At 33.1% G+C, this 24,872-nt stretch carries 23 protein-coding genes; 1 reads left to right on the forward strand and 22 read right to left on the reverse strand.

The genetic code is table 11. The features are described 5' to 3' along the window. Positions 1–95 precede the first annotated feature (95 nt). The 7 genes from RYO54_RS09980 to RYO54_RS10010 form a co-directional block, all read right to left on the reverse strand. Positions 96–338 (reverse strand): hypothetical protein, encoded by a 243-nt coding sequence (locus tag RYO54_RS09980; RefSeq protein WP_315118206.1) that lies wholly within the window; start codon positions 336–338, stop codon positions 96–98. 13 nt (positions 339–351) lie between these two features. After that, positions 352–582: a hypothetical protein gene (locus RYO54_RS09985; RefSeq protein WP_315118208.1), complete on the reverse strand. Its 231-nt coding sequence runs from the start codon at positions 580–582 to the stop codon at positions 352–354. Between the two features lie 35 nt (positions 583–617). Next, the gene (locus RYO54_RS09990) at positions 618–1,301 is read right to left on the reverse strand and encodes a bacitracin ABC transporter permease (RefSeq protein ID WP_315118209.1); all 684 of its coding nucleotides are present in this window, start codon (positions 1,299–1,301) and stop codon (positions 618–620) included. Then, a complete protein-coding gene (locus RYO54_RS09995; protein ID WP_315118211.1) occupies positions 1,301–2,029 on the reverse strand; it encodes an ATP-binding cassette domain-containing protein in 729 nt (242 codons plus the stop codon). Before RYO54_RS09995 ends, RYO54_RS09990 begins: the two co-directional genes overlap by 1 nt. 66 nt (positions 2,030–2,095) lie before the next feature. Next, positions 2,096–2,683 carry a TetR/AcrR family transcriptional regulator gene (locus tag RYO54_RS10000; protein WP_315118212.1) on the reverse strand — a complete coding sequence of 196 codons (588 nt, stop codon included), beginning with the start codon at positions 2,681–2,683 and terminating at the stop codon, positions 2,096–2,098. Positions 2,684–2,952: 269 nt separating this feature from the next. Next, positions 2,953–3,480 carry an HD family phosphohydrolase gene (locus tag RYO54_RS10005; protein WP_315118214.1) on the reverse strand — a complete coding sequence of 176 codons (528 nt, stop codon included), beginning with the start codon at positions 3,478–3,480 and terminating at the stop codon, positions 2,953–2,955. Between the two features lie 79 nt (positions 3,481–3,559). Continuing rightward, positions 3,560–4,684 (reverse strand): DUF2974 domain-containing protein, encoded by a 1,125-nt coding sequence (locus RYO54_RS10010; RefSeq protein ID WP_315118216.1) that lies wholly within the window; start codon positions 4,682–4,684, stop codon positions 3,560–3,562. A gap of 187 nt (positions 4,685–4,871) precedes the next feature. Between RYO54_RS10010 and RYO54_RS10015 the strand changes: the two genes are divergently transcribed. Beyond that, positions 4,872–5,843, forward strand: coding sequence for a DapH/DapD/GlmU-related protein (locus tag RYO54_RS10015; RefSeq protein ID WP_315118217.1), 972 nt, complete (start codon positions 4,872–4,874; stop codon positions 5,841–5,843). A gap of 150 nt (positions 5,844–5,993) precedes the next feature. Here the strand turns inward: RYO54_RS10015 and RYO54_RS10020 are convergent, their stop codons facing one another. The 15 genes from RYO54_RS10020 to RYO54_RS10090 all read right to left on the reverse strand — a co-directional run bounded on the left by RYO54_RS10020 (position 5,994) and on the right by RYO54_RS10090 (position 24,765). Continuing rightward, positions 5,994–6,878 (reverse strand): DegV family protein, encoded by an 885-nt coding sequence (locus RYO54_RS10020; RefSeq protein WP_315118219.1) that lies wholly within the window; start codon positions 6,876–6,878, stop codon positions 5,994–5,996. Between the two features lie 182 nt (positions 6,879–7,060). Further along, complete coding sequence (locus RYO54_RS10025; RefSeq protein WP_315118220.1) at positions 7,061–7,444, reverse strand: hypothetical protein; 384 nt, start codon at positions 7,442–7,444, stop codon at positions 7,061–7,063. A 2-nt stretch (positions 7,445–7,446) separates the two neighbouring features. Continuing rightward, positions 7,447–8,136, reverse strand: coding sequence for an ABC transporter ATP-binding protein (locus RYO54_RS10030; RefSeq protein WP_315118319.1), 690 nt, complete (start codon positions 8,134–8,136; stop codon positions 7,447–7,449). A gap of 9 nt (positions 8,137–8,145) precedes the next feature. After that, positions 8,146–9,570, reverse strand: a complete 1,425-nt coding sequence (locus RYO54_RS10035; RefSeq protein ID WP_399549328.1) for an ABC transporter permease — start codon at positions 9,568–9,570, stop codon at positions 8,146–8,148. Between the two features lie 184 nt (positions 9,571–9,754). Further along, the gene (locus tag RYO54_RS10040; RefSeq protein WP_315118224.1) at positions 9,755–11,053 is read right to left on the reverse strand and encodes a HAMP domain-containing sensor histidine kinase; all 1,299 of its coding nucleotides are present in this window, start codon (positions 11,051–11,053) and stop codon (positions 9,755–9,757) included. Next, positions 11,046–11,741 (reverse strand): response regulator transcription factor, encoded by a 696-nt coding sequence (locus RYO54_RS10045; RefSeq protein ID WP_315118321.1) that lies wholly within the window; start codon positions 11,739–11,741, stop codon positions 11,046–11,048. Before RYO54_RS10045 ends, RYO54_RS10040 begins: the two co-directional genes overlap by 8 nt. Positions 11,742–12,095: 354 nt before the next feature. Next, positions 12,096–14,471, reverse strand: a complete 2,376-nt coding sequence (locus RYO54_RS10050; protein ID WP_315118323.1) for a glycogen/starch/alpha-glucan phosphorylase — start codon at positions 14,469–14,471, stop codon at positions 12,096–12,098. Between the two features lie 7 nt (positions 14,472–14,478). After that, positions 14,479–15,957 carry a 4-alpha-glucanotransferase gene (malQ, locus tag RYO54_RS10055; RefSeq protein ID WP_315118225.1) on the reverse strand — a complete coding sequence of 493 codons (1,479 nt, stop codon included), beginning with the start codon at positions 15,955–15,957 and terminating at the stop codon, positions 14,479–14,481. 18 nt (positions 15,958–15,975) lie between these two features. After that, positions 15,976–18,126 carry a TIM-barrel domain-containing protein gene (locus RYO54_RS10060; RefSeq protein ID WP_315118227.1) on the reverse strand — a complete coding sequence of 717 codons (2,151 nt, stop codon included), beginning with the start codon at positions 18,124–18,126 and terminating at the stop codon, positions 15,976–15,978. Between the two features lie 85 nt (positions 18,127–18,211). Continuing rightward, positions 18,212–19,042, reverse strand: a complete 831-nt coding sequence (locus tag RYO54_RS10065; protein ID WP_315118228.1) for a carbohydrate ABC transporter permease — start codon at positions 19,040–19,042, stop codon at positions 18,212–18,214. Then, the gene (locus RYO54_RS10070; RefSeq protein WP_315118230.1) at positions 19,039–19,905 is read right to left on the reverse strand and encodes a sugar ABC transporter permease; all 867 of its coding nucleotides are present in this window, start codon (positions 19,903–19,905) and stop codon (positions 19,039–19,041) included. The genes RYO54_RS10065 and RYO54_RS10070 overlap by 4 nt, the downstream gene beginning before the upstream one ends. A 65-nt stretch (positions 19,906–19,970) precedes the next feature. Then, positions 19,971–21,332: an ABC transporter substrate-binding protein gene (locus RYO54_RS10075; protein WP_315118232.1), complete on the reverse strand. Its 1,362-nt coding sequence runs from the start codon at positions 21,330–21,332 to the stop codon at positions 19,971–19,973. A 23-nt stretch (positions 21,333–21,355) separates the two neighbouring features. Beyond that, positions 21,356–22,453, reverse strand: a complete 1,098-nt coding sequence (locus RYO54_RS10080; protein WP_315118234.1) for a sn-glycerol-3-phosphate ABC transporter ATP-binding protein UgpC — start codon at positions 22,451–22,453, stop codon at positions 21,356–21,358. A gap of 3 nt (positions 22,454–22,456) precedes the next feature. Then, the gene (locus RYO54_RS10085) at positions 22,457–23,482 is read right to left on the reverse strand and encodes a LacI family DNA-binding transcriptional regulator (RefSeq protein ID WP_315118236.1); all 1,026 of its coding nucleotides are present in this window, start codon (positions 23,480–23,482) and stop codon (positions 22,457–22,459) included. 407 nt (positions 23,483–23,889) lie between these two features. Then, positions 23,890–24,765: an AraC family transcriptional regulator gene (locus RYO54_RS10090; protein ID WP_315118238.1), complete on the reverse strand. Its 876-nt coding sequence runs from the start codon at positions 24,763–24,765 to the stop codon at positions 23,890–23,892. Positions 24,766–24,872: the final 107 nt, after the last annotated feature.

Consider the following 24,872-nt stretch of genomic DNA (forward strand, 5'->3'; position numbering starts at 1 on the left):
TAGTTAAGGAACAGAGCTGTCTGTATTCCATTGATAACAGGCAGCTCTGTTCCTCTTGACAGTATATGTTTTGCTTAATTTCACTAGTATTCTTTCTACTTTTTATTAGATTCTTTTAATGAAGATAAGTGAATCAGATTACCTAAAACTACTGCAGCTCCAAATCCAGTAACCCATTTATACTTTGTTACAACTCCTGTCCCAACAATACCCAATCCTAGCAAACCGCTGATAATTGTGTTAACACGGAGAGCTTCTTTGCTTGGATTTGGGAGTTTAATGGATACCCCCAAACGCTTATTTACTTGTTCACAAACTTTGTTCATTTGTTCTACCATAATTTCTTCCTCCTTATGAAACTATTCTTATTATAATTTGGACAATATGATTGATAATTATTAATGCACCTATACTTATGCAAACCCATGCCACTTTACTTTTTCCTGATGTTTTTCTCCCTTTAATTAAGCCATATATAATAAGACACAATCCAATAACAATAGCAACAATGGATGTGATAAACAATAAGTTAGGATTTAGTATAGGAACGGGTAAAAATTTATTAAATAATGTAATAGACATATTTTCCTCCTTAAAATTAAATTGACAAATATAACTTACAAATCGCTTGTAGTAATATTCTTAATAGCTATTCCTGCAAAGATTAACCCTATTAAACCAAAAACAACTGCCACAATCGGTATGGAAATAAGACCAGCCGTACTTCCTTGTGAATTTGCAGCTATAGTTACAACAGCTAATGAAGATAGTATGGTTGCAATAGTAGATTTGCGTATCATACCGATATACATTGGCAGCAGCCCAAGTAAAATAGCAGATATTACTGTAATTGTCACATTGAATAAATCAGCATAGTAAAAATGGAAAGTGACAATAGAAAAAATTCGACTTAAAATATATATACTAATGTACTGAAAAATCTCGGAAAAAATAATGAATGCCAATGTAACACTACAAATCAAGAATAATTTTGTAGCAATTAATTCTTTCCGATTCACAGGGTAGGTGTAAAGTAAAGAAATTGTTTTGCTGCGAAATTCTTCTATTATAATTATCGCTATCAATACAGCCTCCCAAACAATAAATGTTGCTATTACCAGCATTTTAGCAATGTCGATTGTTTCTAGCCTAAAAGAAGGTAGTCCCGGTACAACAAGCTGGGATGATGAAAAAGAGGTTGTAACACTCAACGCCAGTATAATAAAATTCGCGATAACAACACCCTGTACATGGGACCGCAAAGAAAAACGTTTTAATTCTAGTCGAATTAAATTAGACATTACACTCTCACCCCCTCTAGTAGTTTTAAATAATATGCCTCTAAGTCTATACCTTTTTCTAAAATTTCTGTCATGGATACTTCTGCTAGCAAAACACCTTTATCGATAATTCCGATTGTATCTGCCATTTTGGCAATTTCACTTAAAATATGGCTAGAAATAAAAATTGTTGTACCATTCTCTTGATTTATTTTCAAAAGCATTTCTCGAATTTCCATTATACCTTTTGGATCTAGCCCATTAATTGGTTCATCTAAAATCAAAATTTCTGGTTCAGTAAGAATTGCACGTGCCAATGCAAGACGCTGTTTCATACCAAGTGAGAAGTTTTTTACAGGTTTTTCGCCTGTATCACCTATACCTGTCAATGCCAAAACTTTTTCAATATTTTTCTTGTATTGTGTTCCCATATAGTCACAGTGTAATTCTAGATTTTTATAAGCAGAAAACTTTTCATAAAAAATAGGTGTTTCAATAATACTTCCCATTTTTTTAAAAACACTATACTCATTATTAGATATTTCTTTGCCCAAAATTATAATGGAGCCAGAATCTGGATTAAGCATTCTATACAAGGCTTTCATCAAAGTTGTTTTCCCTGCACCATTTGCCCCTAGAAAACCGTAAATCTCACCTTTTTTTACTCCCAGCGTAACTTTTGAAAGTATGGTGTGTCCATCAATTATTTTAGTCAGATTTTCTACTTCAATTGCATAGTCATTTTTCATTTTTCTCACACCTTTGCAACACATTTTTCTAAACGGCTAATATACTACAGCTATGTAGCTTTCTCCTTATTCAAACAAATCATCCATAATTCCATCTATGATAAAATCAAAGACTTCTGCATGGTCATATCGCAAATTTTCTTTTGCACTTACGGTGTATAATAAGGCGCTGAATACTGCATATGCTTTTTCTTCTTCAACCTTTAAAATGAGTTTAGCGTAACAGATAGCGTCATTAAAAAAACCTAAATTATCAAATTCTAACTTTTCAACTTTATCTCTTGGTAATTTATTAATAAAAGATAAAAAGTCAGGGTTACTCACATCATACAAAAATGGTGTACTATCATACTCCCTAAAAAGGCTTTTTAGCGATAGCGCAAACCCCTCTTTTGTTGGATTTTTCCTAATAATTCCATTCATCATATCCCTTAGTCTACATTGCACTCTTTCTAAAGTTTCGCAAAACAAATCTTCTTTTGATGAATATAAAAGATAAAATGCACCTGTGGATATTCCTATCTTAGATGCCATTTCTCCAACACTGGTTTTTTTGTACCCATGCAATGCCCAGCTTCGCTCACACTCTGTGCAGAGTTTATTTCGTAATTCCTGCTTCTCCTCATTTGAAAAGCCTTTTGGTCCTTTTACCATTCCCGTCGCCTCCATATACTATGAATATTTTTATTATTCTATTCATAGTATAATCATATCTTACTTATATAGTCTTGTCAAGATAACTTGACGTAAATCCATATGCTTATTACTACCAATGGCGAGACTATGTAAAAGGGTGGCTTTTGAAAACAAAGCCACCCTTGATAATTATTTTTATTATTGGTGATTATTCTTAAACCACTCCTCAAAACTTTCCTCATTGGCCCCCTCTTCCAATGTTCTTTGCGAACTATGTTTGAAATTAGTTACGTAATTATTAGTCTCTGCAATCTTTTAATGTTATCTCGCCTTCCTAAATTGCAAGATTCCATCAAAGCACAATATTTATCTATAAACACAATAATATAAGATTCTTTATATAGAGGCAGGCTAAGGGTCAAAGGCCACATATGCTTATAGATAATGTCCTGTTCAATATCATTTATATTAAAATAGCTTTTGGCATTGCATAAAGCTATTTTAGGATGTGTAAAACCATGCCACCTCTTTCTATTTTCTCTGTCTTTTTTATGCCAGTCATATAGAAAAAAGTCATGCAATAGTCCACCTCTAGCTGCAGCCCTCCAGTCAAATCCGAACTTTTTGCAGATAAGGTAACTATAATAAGATACATACAGACAATGTTCTAAACAATCAGTTTGCTTATGCTGTATATAATTTTTCATAGATATAACTTCTTCATTGGCAACAAGGTCACGAATACATTCTAAATACTCTAGTTCTATTTGTGAGTTATGTTTAACTTCTAATTTTTCAATAATCCAATTTATCATTTTTTGCGCCTCCGAATTAAATTTTACACTAATATTAGGTTTACTACGTAATCAACTGAGTATGAATACATTATTTTATCTAAGACCGAAGGTTTCTAACTGCCATTATAATAAGAGAATGTATCGTATGCAAAACAAAACTCCTAGTTTCTTCATCAATACTGCGAATGGCGTGCAATGCCGCGAGAGCTTTATCCCACCAATCCTCTGTAAGATCATAAAAGGTTTTTGCCCCAGTTGCTTTAATGATACTATATAAGGTATCAACGAATAGTTCTCGCTTTTCATCATCCAAAGATTCTAACCATGTTTGAATTGTTTTATTTGCAAATACCGCCATATCATCTATATCTTCTTGATATTGAAAATCATCGCCTTCTACCAGCCATGAAAATGGATCATGCTGCATAACACCTATACGTTTGCTCTTCACTACAACGTACTTCTCATGATGCTCTAGAAGCATTCCAATAAGTGCAGACTGAGGCATGAATTGATGTATACGATCTTTTATACGCTGGTATTCCATACTTGAGAATACTTCTTCTCTAAAGCCCGGACCATCATGGCTAAAAATATCAGTAATCCGATTCTGTATATGTGGCTTACATTTCATTGCAGCGTAAACAGCAAGATTACCTCCTTTAGAATGTCCACCTATCTTTAAATCCCCAGATGCCAATTTACCTACCTCATCAAGATAAATAACACTTTCCTCCTGAGAAGGAATAGTAGTAGAAAATGCCATATTGAAATCCTCTTTCCATCCCACAAAAGTAGAATCAGTGCCCCTAAAAGCAATGTAAGTGGTTGCGTCACTTAAGTGAAAAGTTACAGCAGAAAATTGTTTTTCCTTAGCATAATCCAATTTATTTACATAATAATTTATCCCAATTTCACGAAATCTTGGGCTATCCATAAGACTCATTAGAAGTTTTTTCTTCTTTAGTTTATCTACAGTATAATTATACAATTCTTCAGTATCTACTTTTGATGCCATATCTGCTACGGTAACAGGAGCAGCTCTGTCAGCTATATTCGGGACAAATCCATCAAAATATAGGTAAGAAAGCTGTGACAATACTAAACTATCTATGCCACGAAATGCTTTGTTTGAAAAAGATGCCTTTTCCTCTTTTACATAATCAATAATATTTTTCATGTTGTTTCCTCCAGAATCAACTGAATAGTATTTATTGGTCAATTTATTTTTCTGTCATATTAATTGAATTTATTTTCTCCATATTTTTGCTTGTATATTTTATTCTTTCTTTTAATTTTTCCTTATATTATAATAATATAAAAAACAATATTTGGCAAAAGTATGTACAATTAGTTTAAAATTTATCCATTTTAAATAATTGTAATAAATTAAGATATGGAGGTGTGTTATGCCAAATTTAAGAATTGACGATTCCGTAAGGTTAATAGGTAAATTAAGACTTGGAAACAATGTTTATATTGCACAAGGTTCAGTTCTTCGTTCAATTGATGACTCCATAACTATTGAAAATTCATCTTGGGTTCTTGAAAATTCTGTCCTTATTGGAACGCCTGAACACCCATTAAAAGTTGGTAGCAAAACTATTTTTGGTCACAAATGTATTGCCATTGGAGCAGAAATAGGTGATTTATGCGAAATAGGAAATGGTGTTATTTTTCTTCCAGGCTCAAAAATAGGAAATATGTGCATATTTGGGGAAGGAACAATAATTCCTGAAGGGCGCGTTATTCCTGATGGATCTGTGGTTGTAGGAAGACCAGGTAGAATAATAAGAAAGCTGACCACAGAAGATAAAAATATGATAACAAGAATGAGAGGCAACGATATTTCATTGAGCTCATATGTAGAAAATATAATCGATAATGAACCAAAGGAAGGTGAAAAAATGGGAAAATTATATGAATATGGTGTTAAGTATCCTGTGGTTGCTGAATCTGCTTTTATATACGATTCAGTTGAAATTACAGGTGATGTTACAATAGGAAACAATTCAGTAATCGGTTCAGGTGTAAGAATAGTAGGAAATTCACACGGTCCTGTAAAAATCGGTAACAACGTTCAAATACTAGAAAACTCCGTATTACATTTATTGCCTGACAATGAACTTGTTATTGATGACAATGTAATTATTGGTCCTAGCTGTATAATTCATGGCACAAATATTGGCTCAAACACCATAATAGAATCCGGTTCAATAGTTTGTGATTACAGCAAATTAGGTAAAAATACTTTAGTTAAATCCGGCAGCTTAGTTAAACAAAGAAGTGTTTTTGAGGATAACCAAATCGTAGAAGGCTTCCCTGCTAAGATTGTGGGCGAAAATACAGAAATACAGAAAAAACCTGCCTGGGCATTATAATATATACAGCATTTTATCATTGGTACATAATATTTCTGCACTATATAGTTTATTTTAAAGCAGTAATATGAGCATGTAAATAATTTTATGTAAAGCTATTTATTTATATTTGGGATTGTAGCTAGATAAGTTACAATCCTATTTTATATTTTATTCTCTCTTATCCCCGAAAAAGAAAAGTGCTACCGTTCCAGGTCCCGTATGGGAACCAATTACAGTCCCAATATTATTTATCATCACAGGGCCATTTAGTAAAGTAAATTTTTTCTCGATTAAATCCGCTACCTTACGTGCATCCTCATAGCATGCTGAATTAGATATAAAGCATTTCCCAGAATAATTTACACCAGCCTCCCCATGAGATTCCATCATATGTACAATCTCCTCCATTACACGTTTTTTACCGCGAATCTTTTTACATGGAGTAAGCTTTCCATCATGATTAACATTTAATAACGGACAAATATTAAGGAGACTTCCCACAGTGGCAGATGTAGCTGAAATACGTCCACCTCGTTTATAGTGGGTAAGATCCGTAGAGAAAAACCAATGATGTATATTAAGTTTCTTCTCCTCTATGAAAGTATATACCTCTTCGATGTTATCTCCGTTATCTCGCATATCCGCTGCCATATCTACAAGTAATCCATAGCCTAAAGATGCTCCCAATGAATCTACTATGAAGATTTTTCTATCTGGGTACTTTGATAAAAGTTCCTCTCTTGCAATAGTGGCAGAATTATAAGTTCCTGATAAACCAGAAGAAAAAGAAATATGGAGAATATCTTTTTTCTCTTTTAAAAATGGTTCAAAAAAGTCTATATACTGTCCCACATTCACCTGCGAAGTTGTAGGCATTGCTCCTGCTGCAATTCTACTATAAAATTCTTCAAAAGACATGGTTTGCCCCAGGTCATCCAGGTATTCTTTTCCATCTAAAATATAATGGAAGGAAACAAATGGAATATCCCTTTTACTAAAATAGTCATAGGGCATATCTGCTGTTGAACAACAAGTTAGAACATAATTAAGCATATTCAATCCTCCCTTACACTCTGTTAATTTATTTATATTACTCAAAATTCTATTATATAATATGATTATTGCCAATTATTTAGAAATTACGCACACTTGAAATCCAATAAATAGCTAAAACTTGTATTTTTATTTAAAAAGGCGGCTTTTGAAAACAAAGCCGCCCTTGATAATTATTTTTATTATTGGTTATTATTCTTAAACCACTCCTCAAAACCTTCCTCAAAATTTTCCTCATTTGCCCCCTCTTCCAACGTATGAACAGATGCATGAACAGGTGAAGGTAATTGATTATCCGTCTGCTGCTCTCTTTTAAAACAGAATAGATTTTTTTGTATTATCCACCCTAATGTAAATATTATAATGGCAAACAATACATACTGAGAGCAATTGGACATATAGAAATTTACAATATCATATTCATTTCCAGCAAATGTCAGCTGCTGTGCTGCCATCATTTGAGAAATATACTCATAGCAATTTATGATTACCCAAATGGAATACACTGCAAGCAAACCGGCAAGTGCATATAAAATAATACTAAAAATATGAATTTTTTTCTTCACGCTTAATTTCCCTGCCTTTCTATATTACTATTAACCTGTATCAACTTGCCCTCACTTATACCAAAAACCACATCGGCAACAGAAGTGACCTTTTTGGAGTGGGTAACGATGATAACACATTTATTGGTCTCATGAGCAAGGGATGTAAAAATTTTGAGGATTTCTATTTCCGTATCCTTATCCAAGTTACCAGTGGGTTCGTCCGCAATGATAATATCAGGGTTATGAGACAAAGCTCTTGCTATACCCACACGCTGTTGTTCTCCTCCCGAAAGTCGCAATATTTTTCGGTCTGCAGTATCCCTGTCAATGCCCACCTTTTCTAAAAGCTCATAGGCAAAGGTCTCTTTATTCTTTTCTGTACTGCCGCTGATATTCATGGACAAGACAATATTTTCTACGGCGGTCGCATTTGTTAAAAGGTTGAAACTCTGGAACACTACACCGATATCCTTTGCCCTGTATTTGTCGCGATCAAGGGCTTTAAGGTCCTTTTGTCCATGCAGTATCTCGCCGTCAGTGCAGACGTCAAGCCCTGATATAAGGGATAACATAGTGGATTTACCTGATCCAGATCTTCCTACAATAGTATAAACTTTTCCTGCTTCAAATTCAGCGCTTACACCCTTTAAAACCGTCTTTTTCGCGCCTTCATATTTATAGGTTACATTTTTCAATGTCAATACACTCATATCTTTCACCTAATTCCTTTCCATAAGTATTTTGATAGGTTCGTATTTTGTAATTTTACCGATGGAAACAATACCTGATACGGAAGCAAGAAGTAAGGAAATAGCGATAATTTGCCCTATTGTATCAATTCCAAGAGAAACCTCTATATTATCAAGTGGCTTCACATTTGTAGTTCCCGACGGTTTTCCACCTACTATGACCATTTTAGGTCCTCCTGTGTTTGCATTGGCTTCTGCTTCCTCTGCCGCCACAATTTGATCACTAAGAAGTACGTTGGCTACAGGTTGTGCTACAAGTGTGCCTGAGCCTATTCCAACTACTAAGCAAAGGCAGGTGATAATAAGCATTTCCGCCCAAAGTCCCAAAGCTACTTTTCCTTTTTTCATACCCATAGCTCTTAAAACTCCAATCTCATATTTCCTTTCACGAATGGAAATTGAAGAAAGAAGTGCAAGAATGATACCACCAAGAACCAAAACAATAATCATAAAGGTAAGAGAAATACTCTTTAAGCCTTCAACAGGGCCCACAATTTTATTGTAGCTTGCTTCATCTGTTGTAACATCATATACTTCGTTTAATCCCTTTGCGTATACTTCCTCTCTGAAATCTGCAAGCATATCAGGGTTTTTCAAAGAATAGGTAGCGGTAATCTCAATACCTCTTTGTCCTGACTCCATTGGATCTAAAACCGTATCAAAATCAGCTAAAATTTCATTACGTCTGTTCATATAAGGATTTTTGAACATTGAGTTAGAATATTCTTCTGTTGTATCATAAAAAATACCTACAACAGTCAATTCATATGTAGTATCCTGGGTATTCTCCTCTTCGTCGCTAAGCATACCCTCTAAAGTAATTTTATCTCCCACAGAAATATCATTAAGCTCGGCAAGGTCGGTGCTTATAATACATTCCTCTTTATTTTCTACCATCCTACCCTCTGCAATTTCACGATTTCCATCATTAAAATCATCCCAAAAGTTTCCGTAAAGGCGCATCTCCGGTTGAAAGTTACCTATTCCTCCCTGTTTTATCATAGTAGACCCGCCTGTCTCAGCCCCTTCATCTATAGGGGTAATATTTTCGCTTGTAACACCGGCAGCCGCCGTATAAGCACTGTTTAAAATATATTCTGAATCTCCGAAGTCAAGATATTGCTCCGGTGATATAGGTGGACGCTGCATTCTAATAGCGGTCTTGCCGTCTTCCATCTGGGTTTGCGCCTGCTCCCTCATCTTTTCCATATTCGGAGTAATGGTAACCTCCGAGCCGAAACGAGATTTATAATCGTCAATAATTCCGCTGGCGGTATTGTTAATAATCAATGCAACTACTGTTGTAACAATAATGGCAAAAATAATAATACCCATCAAAATATTTCTGCCACGATTTCTCACTATGTTTTTCAGTGAGTTTTGAAAAATATACATACTGATTTTTCCTCCTTTTAACTCCTTGTATTTGCAAATAACTAATCTACATTTACCATTATAATTACTCAACCTTTAACGAACCTTAAACATAAGTGTAACTTTAAAACATGAAAAAAACCCTCCGATAGTGAAATAACTATCGAAAGGTTATGATCAACTTTAACAGGTTATATTGATTACATTATAATCCAAGTGTGAAAGTAAATGTGGTGCCCTCATTCTCCTGGCTGTGAGCGTAAATTTTACCGTGGAGTCTGTCTATAATAGCTTTGGCTATAGGCAACCCCAAGCCATAGCCACCGTTCTCCTGTGTTCTTGCAGGGTCAGCCCTGTAAAAACGGTCAAACAACTTTGGCAAATTTTCCTTTGGTATACCTTTGCCGCTGTTTTTTATTGAAAAGACAAGCTGGTTCCTTGTTTTTTTCAGTGTAATATCTATACGACCTTTTTCATCCGTATACTTTATCGCATTATCCAACAGGATAGTAATCACTTGTTTGATTTTTTCACAATCGCTTTTTATAATGATATTCGCTTCCACCTCTTGCAAAAGTGTAATGTCCTTTTCAAAGGTCACAGCCTCCATTGATAATATAACGTCACTGACCACCTCGCTGATATCAAAAGGGACATAAAACATTTTACTATTTGTATCCTCTGCCTTAGCCAAATATAGAAGATCGTTTACAAGCTTTCCCATTCTGTCCGTTTGGCTTTTTATATAATCAACCCACTTTTTCTGGCTTTTGATGGTTTCTTCCTGGTTCACAAGAAGAGCGTCAGAATTAGCATTTATAATGGCAAGGGGTGTTTTTAGTTCATGTGAAGCATCAGCAATGAATTGTTTTTGCTTCTCCCAAGCCTCGGCAATAGGCTCAATGGACCGACTAGCAAAGAAAAGACTAATTGCAAATATTACGCAAAGCATAATAATTCCTACAAAAAATAATGTAGTAAAAAGCTCCATCAATGTTTTGTTAGAATCCGTAACATCTAAAAAAGTAATCTGATAATTGTCTCCACTGGAATTTATTATGTTAGGTCTTGGGCCTTCACGAATAACAATAGTGCCATTGACAGGCAAAATTTTGTATTGCCACTGCTTATTTTCAAGGGATATGACGCTATTCTCCTTCTTCCTACTCAAGGCAATCTCCGCTGCTTTAAAATATGTTTCCTCCGGCACATCAATATGTGAGGTTATTTTAAGAACCTTGCCATCTGAATTCACAAGTACATTGAAAGAAAGGGAAGAGTCCGAAGGGGGCATGCTAATGATTATCTTCTCCATCCTTGTATCATATGGTAAGCCAATGGAAGTTACATTTGGTTTTGAAGACAATAACTCCAATTGGTTCTGGTTTTTCGTTTGTATGTTGTTGTATGTTGTAAGATAAATAACGGCAAAGGCAGTAATCATCACCACAGAAATAATTGACATATTCAGTATAAGAAATTGGTTGCGTAGTTGTTTAAACATAGAATTCTCCGTCCTTTGTGGTTTTTAATACATAACCTGCACCTCTCACTGTTTGAATGCTAACTGCGGACTTTATACGACTTAATTTTTTGCGAAGGAAGGATATATATACCTCCACATGATTATCCTCTGCATCGGTTTCGTAGCCCCAAAGCTTTTCAATGATGGAATCCTTGGAAATAATCATACCTTTTCGCTTGATTAAAACTTCTAACAGTTGACATTCCTTTAATGTGAGTTTAAACTCTTTGTTCCTACAGTTGAGATTTAAAGTGAGCTGATTGAGTTCAATGTCTCCGTATTGTAAAATGTTATCGTTTATCAATTCATTTTTTCTACGCCCCAATGCACGCAATCGAGCCATCAATTCCTCTGTGTGAAATGGCTTTGATAAATAATCATCCGCTCCGCTATCAAGACCTTTTACCTTATCTTCAATTTCACCCTTTGCCGTGAGAAGTATCACCGGGGTTTCAATGCCATTTTTGCGCAATTCTTTTAGTACGCTGATGCCGTTCATTTTAGGAAGCATAATGTCGAGAACAATAATGTCATAAATACCAGAAAGTCCACAGTCTAAGCCATATTCACCATCAAAGGCTAAATCAACACTGTAATTATTTTTCTTTAGGACTTGCTCTATGGCTTCTGCCATATATTTTTCATCTTCAACCATTAAAATTCTCATACACCTATACCTCCTTTTTATTATATTATAACAGCATACATTCATTTAATTTTTTGTAGATAGCTCCCTTATGACTCTATTGTAACAATCATACCTTTAATGAATCTTAAATAAATTTTTTTTATGTTGTCATATCATATAAAATTTTCAAAGCGATTAATCGTTCTTTTTTTAATATAAAATTATATCATTATTTAAAAAAGTATTCAATCATGGTGGATAGAGTCCCATATATTTCATCCAAGACCATTTAGCAATGTCCACATGTAAGCCTTCCAGAGAAAAAGAATAGAGGACAGTAAGCATTAACTCACCCTCCCCTATTGAAATTTAATTTTAGTTCCTCTTATTATATCATATATTTTTAGAAGTTATATTCCAAATTTCTTTTGCATATTCCTCTATGGTCCTATCACTGCTAAACTTTCCCGCATTTGCAATATTCATTAGAGCTTTTTTAGCCCAGCCAAATCTATCTCTATAAACTTCATCTACTCTACTTTGTGCTTCTACATAATCTTTAAAGTCTCTAAGTATGAAATAATTATCTGCTTTATGCCAGCTGGCACCTTCAAGTAAAGCTCTGTGTAATTCTTCAAAGCTACCATTTCCTCCATCGTCAAAAGTACCATCAATTAAGCTATCTACAACTTTCTTTAATCCTGGAACAGTTTCATAATATTCCTTAGGATTATAAGTATCCTTAATTTTTTCAATTTCCTCCACTGTAGCTCCAAAAATAAAGTTATTTTCTTCTCCTGCTTCTTGAACTATCTCCACATTAGCACCATCGTAAGTTCCAATGGTTGGAGTGCCATTTAGCATAAATTTCATATTGCCAGTTCCTGAAGCTTCCTTTCCCGCTGTAGATATTTGTTCAGAAATATCAGCTGCTGGAAATAATTTTTCAGCATAAGAAACTCTATAATTCTCAACGAATACAACTTTTATTTTATCGCCTATTTCAGAATCATTATTTACAAGTTTTGCGATTTCATTAATAAATTTTATTATAGCCTTTGCTCTAACATATCCCGGTGCAGCCTTTGCTCCAAATATAAAAGTCCTTGGAATAATGTCTATATTAGGATTTTCTTTTAATTTAAAATATAAATCTAATATACCAAAAGCATTAAGAAGTTGTCTTTTGTATTCGTGTAACCTTTTAATTTGTATATCAAATAATGAGTCTGGATTTATACTAATCCCTTCTTGTTCTTTAATATATTTTGCTAATCGCTCTTTATTAGCCTTTTTTATTTCTAATAATTTATCTAGTACTGATGTATCCTCTATATACTGCTCCAGCTTTTTTAATTCATGAAGGTTAGTAATCCAATCAGTATTTCCTAGGAGCTCTGTTATTAACTTTGATAGCTCCTTATTTGTTAAAAGTAGCCATCTTCTAGGAGTGATGCCATTAGTCTTATTTTGAAATCTATTTGGATAAAGCTCATGCCAATCTTTTAACTCTTGATACTTTAATATATCCGTATGAAGCTTAGCTACACCATTTGTAACATGAGTCCCATGAATTGCAAGATAAGCCATTCTAATCTTGTCCTCATTTATTATCCTCATAGAATCTATTTTTTCCTTTGAATACTTCTTTTCCATAAGTTCTTCATTAAATATTTTATCTATATCCTTAATTATCTCATAAATTCGAGGAAGTAACTTTTCGTAAAGCTCCACATTCCACTCCTCAAGAGCCTCCTTTAATATAGTGTGATTTGTATAGGAGAAAGTATCAACTACAACATTCCAAGCATCTTCCCATAACAAACCTTCTTTATTTATTAATATTCTCATAAGCTCTGGTATGGCTACAACTGGATGGGTATCATTAAGCTGTACTGCATTATATTTAGCAAATTCTTCAAAATTATTTCCATGTACTTTTTTAAACTTTTTAACTATATCATTCAATCCTGCAGAAACAAAGAAATATTGTTGTTTCAATCTAAGAATTTTTCCTTCTTCCGTAGAATCATTTGGATACAATACCCTAGAAATATCTTCAGCCCTATTTTTTCCCTTTACCGCCTCATCATATTTTTGAGAATTAAATAATTTAAAATCAAAATCCGTCAAAGGTTCTGCTTTAAAGAGTCTGAGCTTATTTATATTTTTTGTCCCATAACCTATAATGGGCGTATCATATGGTACAGCCTTAACTTTGCCATCAGCAAACTCTACAATAACAGTATCTTCTTCTCGTCTAATAGACCATGGATCACCATATTTTAACCAATTATCTTCTTCCTCTGCTTGAAAACCATCTATAAAACTTTGCTTAAATAATCCGTAACTATACCTAATTCCATAGCCCGTTAGTGGTAAATTTTTTGTAGCTGCTGACTCCATAAAACAAGCTGCTAGTCTTCCAAGTCCTCCATTTCCAAGCCCTGCATCTTCTTCTACCTCTTCTATTTCATTAATATCTATATCTAATTCTTTTAAAACTTTTTCTACTTCATCATAAATTCCTAAATTCATTAAATTATTTCCTAGAGCTCTCCCCATCAAAAACTCTGCTGATAAATAGTAGGCTTGTTTTCCTTTATCATAAGCATTTTCAGTCTCTTCCCAGTTAACAATTATAGTACCCATAATAGCTTTTGAAAGTGCATTGTACTTTTCATAATTTTTTGCTTTAGCCAAAGATTTGCCATAATCTATTTTAATAATTCTTTCTATAGCTATCTTAAGTTCCTCAGTATTAACCATATTATTCCTACCTTCCATATAGTTTTGTAATATCATAAATATTTTTAACTAATTCCTCTGTCAAATTCTCTTTTTTAACTCTCCACTGCCAATTACCACCTATAGTTGATGGAATATTCATTCTAGCTTCAGTTGAAAGTCCTAAATAATCCTGCATCTGTATTACCGCAAGATCTGCAACCGAACTTAATACTCCTCTTATGAATCCCCAATTACAGCCTTCTTCTTCAGTTAATTTTAGATATTTTATAGCAAACTCCACATCTTTTTCATTTGTATTTTCAAGCCATCCATTAACGGTATCATTATCGTGAGTTCCAGTGTATACCACACAATTTTTATCATAATTATGCGGTAGATAATCGCTTTCTTCTCTAGTATCAAAAGCAAATTCTAAGATTTTCATTCCAGGATATCCAGAGGCAATTCTAAAATCAATAACTTCTTTAGTCAGAAACCCTAAGTCTTCAGCTATTATTTCAATTTCTCCTAATTCTTCTTTTATCTTATTAAATAATTTCATTCCCGGTCCCTTAACCCATTTTCCATTTATTGCAGTGTTTTCTTTTGCTGGTACTTCCCAATAAGATTCAAATCCTCTGAAATGATCTATTCTTGTGATATCATATATTTTGCTACTTGCTTTAATTCTTTCTACCCACCAAGCATATCCTATGCTATCTAGGTAGTCCCATCTATATATAGGATTCCCCCATAATTGTCCTGTAGATGAAAAAGCATCCGGCGGGCATCCTGAGACAACAGTAGGATTTTTATTTTCATCTAAAACAAACACCTCACTGTTTGCCCAAGTATCAGCACTATCTGTTGCTACATAAATTGGTATATCCCCTATAATTTTTATTCCTTTGTGGTTTGCATAGTTTTTTAATTCCATCCATTGCTTGAAAAATATATATTGTAAAAACATCCAGTAATCTATTTCTTCTTTTAATTCTTCTCTATATTTTTTTAAAACTTCTTCATCTCTTAACTTAATCTTTTCATCCCATTCCTGCCAAGGCTTTAAGTTAAATCTTTCTTTTATACTCATATATAAAACATAATCTTCTATCCACAGTTTATTTTCTTCTCTAAATCTTTTTATCTCATTTTCATATTTGCCCTTACTATTTTTGAAAGCTTTTTTCAAAATAGGCATCTTGTTTTTAAATATTTTATTATAATCTACCTTGGTACAATCCTTACTAAAATCTATATTTTCATAATCCCCACTTTTTAATAATCCCATTTCTGTAAGCAATGGCAAATCTATAAGATATGGATTGCCTGCAAAAGCTGAATAGGATTGATAAGGAGAATCACCATAGCCTGTGGGTCCAATAGGTAATATTTGCCAATGCCTTTGTCCTGCTTTATATAAAAAATCTACAAAATCATATGCTTCTTTTCCAAAGGTCCCAATACCATAGGGACTTGGTAGTGATGTAATATGCATTAAAATACCACTGCTTCTTGTAATCATCAACTTTCTCCTTTATCCTTATAAATAGATTATTTTTTTAATAATATTTCCATCTACATCTACTATGTCAAAGCTTATTTTCTTCACTAATTTGTTCCCTTTATTTTCAACTTCTATTTCGTAATCCTCATTATTTTTTCTAATGCATATAATTATTTCTGAATATTTACCCTCTTTAAAGTCGTAGCTATTTCCATCATCATCATAATATATATAATTTGCCTCGCTTTCTACAAAGGCTATTACATTTAATTCCGTGCTATCTAAGCTTTCTACATTGTGAGAAGACTTACCTAAAATTAAAATTTTATTTTTTCTAATAAACAATGGAATTTCATCAAAGTCAACATCCAAATAAGTATGTCCTTTTTTAATAACCTCATATTGCCTATTCCTATAGTTCCTTACTTTCCATAAAAGTATATCCTCTGGAAGATAGACATACCTTCCCACTGCATTTTCTTCATAAATAGGAGCGATCATTAAACTTTCTCCTAGTAAAAGTTGACTCTCTATTCTTCTTGACATTTCATCATTATATTCAAAGGAAATTGGCATGAAATACATATTTCTACTATTAATTGCTTTCATATATTCTGAATAAATATAAGGGATTAATGCATATCTAAATTCTATTGCTTTTTTAATAATTTCTTTAGTATCTTCGCCAAATGAATATGGTTCTTGGTACCTAGTTCCCATTGCTGAATGATTTCTAAATAAAGGTGTAAATATACTAAATTGATTCCACCTTATAACTAATTGCTCATTAGCATCGCCACCAAAACCACCTGTGTCTGCTCCAATATAGAAGAAGCCACACATATTTAAAGAAGGCATCATTTTTATATTTAATAAAATGTGCTCCCACCAAGAGTGGTTATCCCCTGTCCATATGCCGCCATATCTATGCATTCCTATATATGAAGCTCGTGAAAACAGTAAAAATCTTTTATTAGGATTAATTTTTCTAAAAGCTTCTCCAGCACTTCTTGTCATGTTGTAACCATAAAGATTATGGACCTTATAATGATTAACAACATCTCCGTCCATATTATGGTAGAAGCTTTTGTAATCCGTTATATTGTTGGGCATCTTTGAAAATGCATCTTGTAATGCGAAGAAGGAGTGTATATCTAAATTTTCTTTTTCAGAAGTCTTTGCAGCTTCAACAGCTTCTTTTAAACCTCTAGGAGTATAAAATATAGCTGGTTCATTCATGTCATTCCAAAAGCCTTCAATTCCCAAGTCCGTTAGAGATTTATATTTTAGTCCAAACCATTCTCTAGCTTTACTATTTAAAAAATCTGGGAAATGGCATACTCCTGGCCAAACTGCTGCTATAAATGGCTCTCCTTTATCATCAACACAAAAACATTTATTTTCTATGCCTTCTTCATAAATTTCGTATCCCTTTTCTATCTTAACTCCTGCATCAATTATAGGTATAAGCCTAAAACCTTTTTCTTTTATCTCCTTTACAAAACCTTTAAAATTTGGAAAAGCATCCTTGTCTATAGTGAAATCTTTAAATCTCTCCATATAATCTATATCCAGGCAAATTGCATCACAAGGAATTTTATTCTCAATAAATTTGTCTGCAATCTCTGCAATCTCTTTTGAATCCTTATAACCCCATCTTGACTGTTGATATCCAAAAGCCCATTTAGGAGGGACATAGCTCTCTCCTATAATACCTAGAAATTCTCTTACAATATCTTTCGAAGATTTTCCTTTAATTATATAAACATCTACGTTACTTTCTTCTATAGTAATTTTTAACTTATTTTTGTTTGAAAAGCCTATATCAAATGTTACCTTTCCTGGGTAGTCTATAAAAACACCAAACTTATTATCTCCATCTATTACTATAAAATTGTGAGCTCCATATAAAGATTTTTTATCTGGAGTATGCCTTGGATCATCACTACAGAATGCTTCATATATACCACCCTTTTTATTCATTCCCCTTTGGTTTTCTCCAAGACCCCATACCACATCTTGTACATTCATATCATAATCAAGTTCTAGCTCTTGATTATACTTCACTTTTAAAAATTCTAAAGAGTTTTCAACGCATTCTTCTCCACTTAAACCTATAGCTTCTGTATCTATAGGTTTTCCAAAGGTATACCTAGCTACATTCTCAGTTATTTTAAATACTTTCATTTCTTCACCCCATCTATTGTTCAATTAATTAAATATGATTATCAGTATCACCACATTGCTTAACAAATATATATTAAATGTAATTTTACTTAATAGATCCTTGTGTAACACCTTTTACAATGTGTTTTTGAGCAAATAAATAGAATATAATTATAGGAATCATACCTAGCACAAGCCCCGCTAATGCTAAATTCCACTGTTTTGAATATTGACCGAAAAAGTAAAACATTTTTAAGGGAAGGGTATGCCATTTAGGCCTGTTTATAACTAATTGAGGTAATAAAAAGTCGTTCCATATCCACATAGCATTTAAAATACTTATTGTAACAGTTATTGGTTTTAATAATGGAAAAACAATTAGCCAAAATATTTGAAACTTGTTACATCCATCTATTGTAGCTGCCTCTTCTAACTCTACTGGTATATTTTTTATAAATCCATGATACATTATTATAGACAAACTTGATCCAAACCCTAAATACATAAATACTAATCCTACTGGATTTAATAAGTGTAGTTTCCCCATTAAGTTAATGAGAGGTAACATTACTGACTGAAAAGGTATTAGCATAGCTCCTGCAAATAAAAAAAATAAAAATTTACTTATTTTTGTTTTTGACCTAACTAACATCCAAGCTGCCATTGAAGCAAATATAACTATAATTACAGTACTCACTACTGTAATTAGTAAAGAATTCATGAAGGAATGAAGAAAGTCTAGGTCTTTAAAGGCCTGAAGATAATTATTTAAAGTAAAGGTACCTTCCGAAGGTAAACCTATAACATTATCATAAATACCCTTTTGAGTTTTAAAAGAGTTTATAAAGGCAATATATAGTGGTGCTAAAAATATAAGACCTGTAAATATTGCTAATATACTCCACCCTACTTTTTTTGAAGTGGTTTCTCTCGTCACATTTCTACCTCCTTTTTCTTACTGAAATTTAATTGAGTTAAAGATATGGCTGCTACAGTAATTAAGAATATTACTGCCTTAGCCTGAGCTATACCAAACTCGTTATATACAAAGGCTGAATTATAAATATTAAGAGCTAACATTTGTGTAGAATTGTATGGCCCTCCGGCTGTAAGTGATAAGTTTTGATCAAACAATTTAAAAGAATTGGATAATGTTAAAAAGAGTCCAACAGTAAAAGCTGGTGCAACTAAAGGTATGGTTATATTAATAAGTTTTTGAAATCCATTAGCTCCATCTATTTCTGCTGCTTCTTTTAAGCTTTCAGGAATACCTTCTAGAGCTGCTATATAAACTACCATCATGTATCCTGACATTTGCCAAGACATTAATATAACAAGTCCCCAAAAACCAGTTCCTGTAGTAGAAAGCCATCCTCTTAGAAATTCCCATCCAAGCTTAACACCGATAGAATCAAAAGCCTTTGTAAATATAAACTGCCATATAAATCCTAATATAAGTCCCCCCACCATATTAGGCATGAAAAATATGCTTCTTAAAATGTTACTTGTTTTCATCCCTCTAGTAACTAATAGTGCTAATCCAAAACCAATTAGATTAATTGCGATAACAGATACCGCAGCAAAGACTGCTGTAAATACAAAGGCTTGTATAAATCCATTTCCTTTTTTAAATATCTCTATATAATTTGAAAGTCCAACAAAAGTGGCCTTATTCTCTATGCCATTCCAATCTGTAAAAGAATAATATATTCCTGTTATAGCTGGTATGACTACAACCAGTAAAAATGCAATTAGTATAGGTCCAACAAAGAAACTAAACCATAATTTTGATTTTTTCATAGTGACCTCCTCATGTCGATTTCTATATAATTTGAGGAAGGAAATAATCCCTTCCCCTAATTAATTTATTTGCTTTTTTCCATTCTCGCTTTCTCCCACTTAGCTTGAGCTGTCTTTATAGCCTCATCCCATTGAACTTCTCCAGCTAAGTATTTTTGAACTTCTTGTCCAAGAACATCCATTCCCCAGCCAGTTGGATACCCCATGAATACCCATGGTGATGTTTTTCCTTCCTGAGCATATCTATTTACAGCTGCACCTAAAGAATCCTTAGGTTGAAAGTTTTCATAACCTTTAAATGGAGGTATGAAGAAAAATTTGTTAACGACATAATCTTTACCTTTTTCAGAAGTATATAACCAATTTAAAAAGTCTTTAGCAGCAACTTGTTGTTCTGGTGAAACCTTGTTATTAACTGCCCAGTACATAGGAACTCCTACTGGTATTGAATCTTCTTTTGCTCCTTTAACTGGTATTGGTAAAATATCTAATTGTTCTGCAACCTTTTCATCTATCTTTTGAATATCGTTATAAACCCAGTTACCTTGTTGTATGATAGCAACACGTTCTATAGCTAAACCTTGACCAACCTGACTTGCATAGTCTACTGCATTTAATTTTCCTTTAGATTTGGCATTTGGTGAATAATTAGCTTGTAAGTCGTATAATGCTTTTAATGCATCACCATATTTAAAATCTACTTTTTTAGCCGTAAAAGCATCAAGAGCACTATTAAACTCTTGAGATAAAACTGCATTTGATGTATGAAGTCCAGTTACCCAAGTTTCCTTAGCAGGCATTTCAAATACTGCTTCTAATTTAGGATATTTGTCTTTTAATTCCTTAGCTTTTATCTTATCATCAAGTTTTTTAACCGCTGCTTCTAAACTTGCATAATCTTTAATAGCCTTTGTATCAATTCCAGCAGCTTCAAATATGCCTTTATTATATATGAAACCATATCCTTCAACTGAAAATGGCATTCCATAAACTTTGTTGTCTACAGTTACTCCTGGCAATACTCCGTCAACAGCTTGACTTACCCAAGGTTCTCCAGATAAATCTACAAGCCTTGCTTGCCAGTCTTTAACGTCTTGTGGTCCACCTATATTAAATATTGCTGGCTCTTCACCTGATTGCATTTTAGCTCTAAGAGCAGCACCGTAATCATCTCCTCCACCCACAGTTTGAATATTTATTTTAACCTCTGGATGTTCTGTAGAATAAGTTTTTGCAGCTTCTTCAAGTTCTTTGGCCATCTCAACTTTAAATTGGAACATATTTAATGTTACTTCCTTTTTATTGTCTCCTGCTGGTTTTTGTCCAGAATTATCTGCTGGTTTTGATGAGCATCCTCCTAATAATAGGGCCGAAATAACCAATGTTGAAGAAAGAGCTAATGCAACAATTTTCTTAATTTTTTTCATAAATATTCCCCTCCCAAATTATTTTAAACACCTATATTTTCTTCACTGTCAAAATCAAAAATATGACAGTTATCCATGTGAAGCACAAAAGTTTCTTCTTGTCCAATATTTATTAAATTAGCTTTTAAAGAATCTACTTTCCCAATGAATTGAGTTCCAAGGAAATCAAAATATACAAATGCTTCATTCCCCATATTTTCAATGACATCAACTCTCCCCTTAATCTTCACAGTAGATTCTCCTTTTTCTAAGTTAATATGTTCAGGTCTTATGCCAAAGTAAACTTTTTTGCCTACATGATTTTTAAATTTATCAGCCTTGCTTTGCGGTAACTGTAACTCTACACCTCCTATTTTTATAGCTATAAATCCATTATTAATTAACTCTCCTTCTATAATGTTCATAGCAGGAGAACCAATAAACCCAGCTACAAATTTATTTGCAGGATACTTGTACAAGTTAAGTGGTGTATCAACCTGCATGACTCTACCTAAATTCATTACACATATTCTGTCCCCCATAGTCATTGCTTCCACTTGGTCGTGAGTAACATATATCATTGTAGTTTTTAACTTGCTATGAAGTTTCGAAAGTTGAACCCTCATGTGAACTCTTAGTTTTGCATCTAGGTTAGATAAAGGTTCATCAAATAGAAACACATCTGGATCCCTTACTATTGCTCTTCCTACGGCAACCCTTTGTCTTTGTCCTCCTGATAATTCTTTGGGTTTTCTTTTTAAAACTTCTTCTAGGTCTAAAATTCTTGCAGCTTCTTTAACTTTTTTATCTATAACATCTTTTGGAGTCTTCTTTATTTTTAAAGAAAAAGCCATATTATCATAAACAGTCATATGTGGATATAATGCATAGTTCTGAAAAACCATTGCAATTCCCCTATCTTTCGCTGGTATATCGTTTACTAATTTATCCCCAATATAAATTTTTCCTTCTGATATTTCTTCAAGGCCAGCTACCATTCTTAAAGTAGTAGACTTTGCACATCCTGATGGCCCAACAAATACCATAAACTCTCCATCATTTACTTCTAAATCAATTCCGTGTACAGCTTTAAATCCATTAGGATAAACTTTTTCAACTTTTTCTAAAATCACTTTAGCCATGGTTTACCTCCTTAATATTTTTTTGCAAGACTCTCTTTCCAATAGTTTTGTCTCAAATACCACATGATTATATTTTTCTTTTTTATTTATTAAATCAAACAAAATTTCTATGCTCTTTTTTCCCATTTCTTCTACAGGTTGTTCGATGGTAGTTAATGAGGGATGAAAATATTGAGAATAATCTATTCCATCAAATCCCACTATAGAAATATCTTCTGGTATTCTAAGTCCTCTACTTAATATTGCTTTTGAGGCTCCTATAGCCATAATATCAGCGGTAACAAACACAGCTGTTATATCTAAATTTTTGTCCATTAGTCTATTCATGGCGTCAAAACCTGTCTGAAAAGTATATTCCCCTATTTCTACCATCCTTGAATCATAAGCTACATTGTTTTTTAAAAGCGCTTCCTTATAACCTTGAAACCTTAGTTTTCCCACACCTTTATCTTCTTCTCCGGTAGTTATAATTCCAATGTTTTTATGTCCTAGTTTACATATGTAATCTACTGCTTTAAACGCCGCCTTATCATTTTCTATAATTACACTAGAAAAATATTTTTTATTTAAATTTTCTATAATACTTGTAGATGTTAAAACTAGTGGAGTTTTTAAATCCAACAACTTTTGTTCATCTAAATTATCAAAGTAACCTCCAAGACAAATTAATCCTTTTAGTTTTTTTTCCTTTATAAGTTCAATAGCTGCATCAAAATCGTTAGGATTACTTTCATTATAATGAAGAATCATAGCGTATCCATTTTCATCTATTTTTTCTTCTATAGATTTTATCATTTTTGAAAAGAATGGATTGTGAATACCTTTAACCAGAACTCCAATATTGTTTGAAGTATTCCTCTTTAAATTTCTTGCACTATTATTGGGTATATAGTTAAGTTCTTCAATTACCTTTAAAACTTTTGCTCTAGTTTCACCCTTCACATCAGGATGATTATTTAATACTCTAGATACTGTACTTACCCCTACTCCTGCGATTCGAGATATATCCTTAATCGTTAGATTATCCATAGTAAACCCTACCTCCAAAGTATGACAAACATTTTAGTAAACCTTATCATGCAGGTTATAAAATTACATTTTGGTAACGTTATTGGTAACGTTACCAGGATGTAATTCCATTATAACACATTTTTTATATTTAAAAACCATTTTTACGTTTTTTTGATCATTTTTTTAATAAATGCTTTTATTTTACAGTTTGCATTTTCATGATTTATGCATTACTTTTTCGTGCAAATTTATATCATGTTATGTCTCTAATATAGTATATATACGGTTATATCCATATATCTCCATATATCTATTGATAATAGCAAGATTAACTTTTAGTATAAAAACAAGGATACTTGTGATATTATACACAGTACCCTTGTTTTTATTATTATCTTTATTTACTCTTTTAAATCTCTTAACTATTATTTCTTTTTGCAAACCGGAATCCATATCTCGCTTCTAAAAGTTGGTGAAGTTATATCTTTATGCTCATTCCATAAAATTTCAGGTCCTTCTACTTGTTCATAGTTTGATGAGGGAAACCATTCGGAATAGATGCGTCCCCAGATATCTTGAAGGGTATCAGGGAATGGCCCCACTGCTTCAAATACTGCCCATGTTAAAGGCGGAATCTCAAGTTGTGTTAGGTTCTCTGGGCAATCTCTAGTGGTTGCCACACCTATATAATGATCTAACTCCCCTTTTTCCTCCATTCGCTCTTCAGAAAAGTTTATTGATGCGCTAAGTATTCCTAAAGGCTTCACATTAGAAAGTTCTTTAAGCTTATTAATTGTCTCTCCATCTAAACTTTGCCACATGGCTGCAATCTTTGGATTCACTCCATGGAATATTATAGGAACCCTTTCCATAATCCCAATTATACTAAACGCCTCTTTCTCTTCAATTCTATAGTTCATTTCGTCTCCTCCTTTAATTGATAATTGAAAGGTCATTCTTGGATAAGCTTTTAGCGATTGACCATTGTTTCTAGCTTCCGAAGGTGTTACCCCATGCAAACTTTGAAAAGCTCTTGTAAAAGAGTCTGGTGAGCTATATCCATATTTAATGGCAATGTCCATTATCTTCATGTTACTATTAATAATCTCAAAAGCCGCAACAGTAAGCCGTCTGCGACGAATATACTCCCCCAGTGTAACACCTGTAAGAAAAGAAAACATCCTTTGAAAATGGTATTCCGAGCACAAAGCCAATCTAGCAATTTCTTTAAAATTAATGTCATTTGTAAGATTTTCTTCAATATAATCTAATGCTTCATTCATCTTTTTCAGCGAATCCATTTGTATAACCTCCCTTCATTAATAGAATATCAGAAATTCAATGTATTTATCCGACATTTCCTGTACAGGTTATGTGGGGTTAATTTTGCTTTGAAACAAGGCTTTAG

The organism is uncultured Clostridium sp. (assembly GCF_963515715.1).
GTDB lineage: Bacteria > Bacillota > Clostridia > Clostridiales > Clostridiaceae > Clostridium_AW.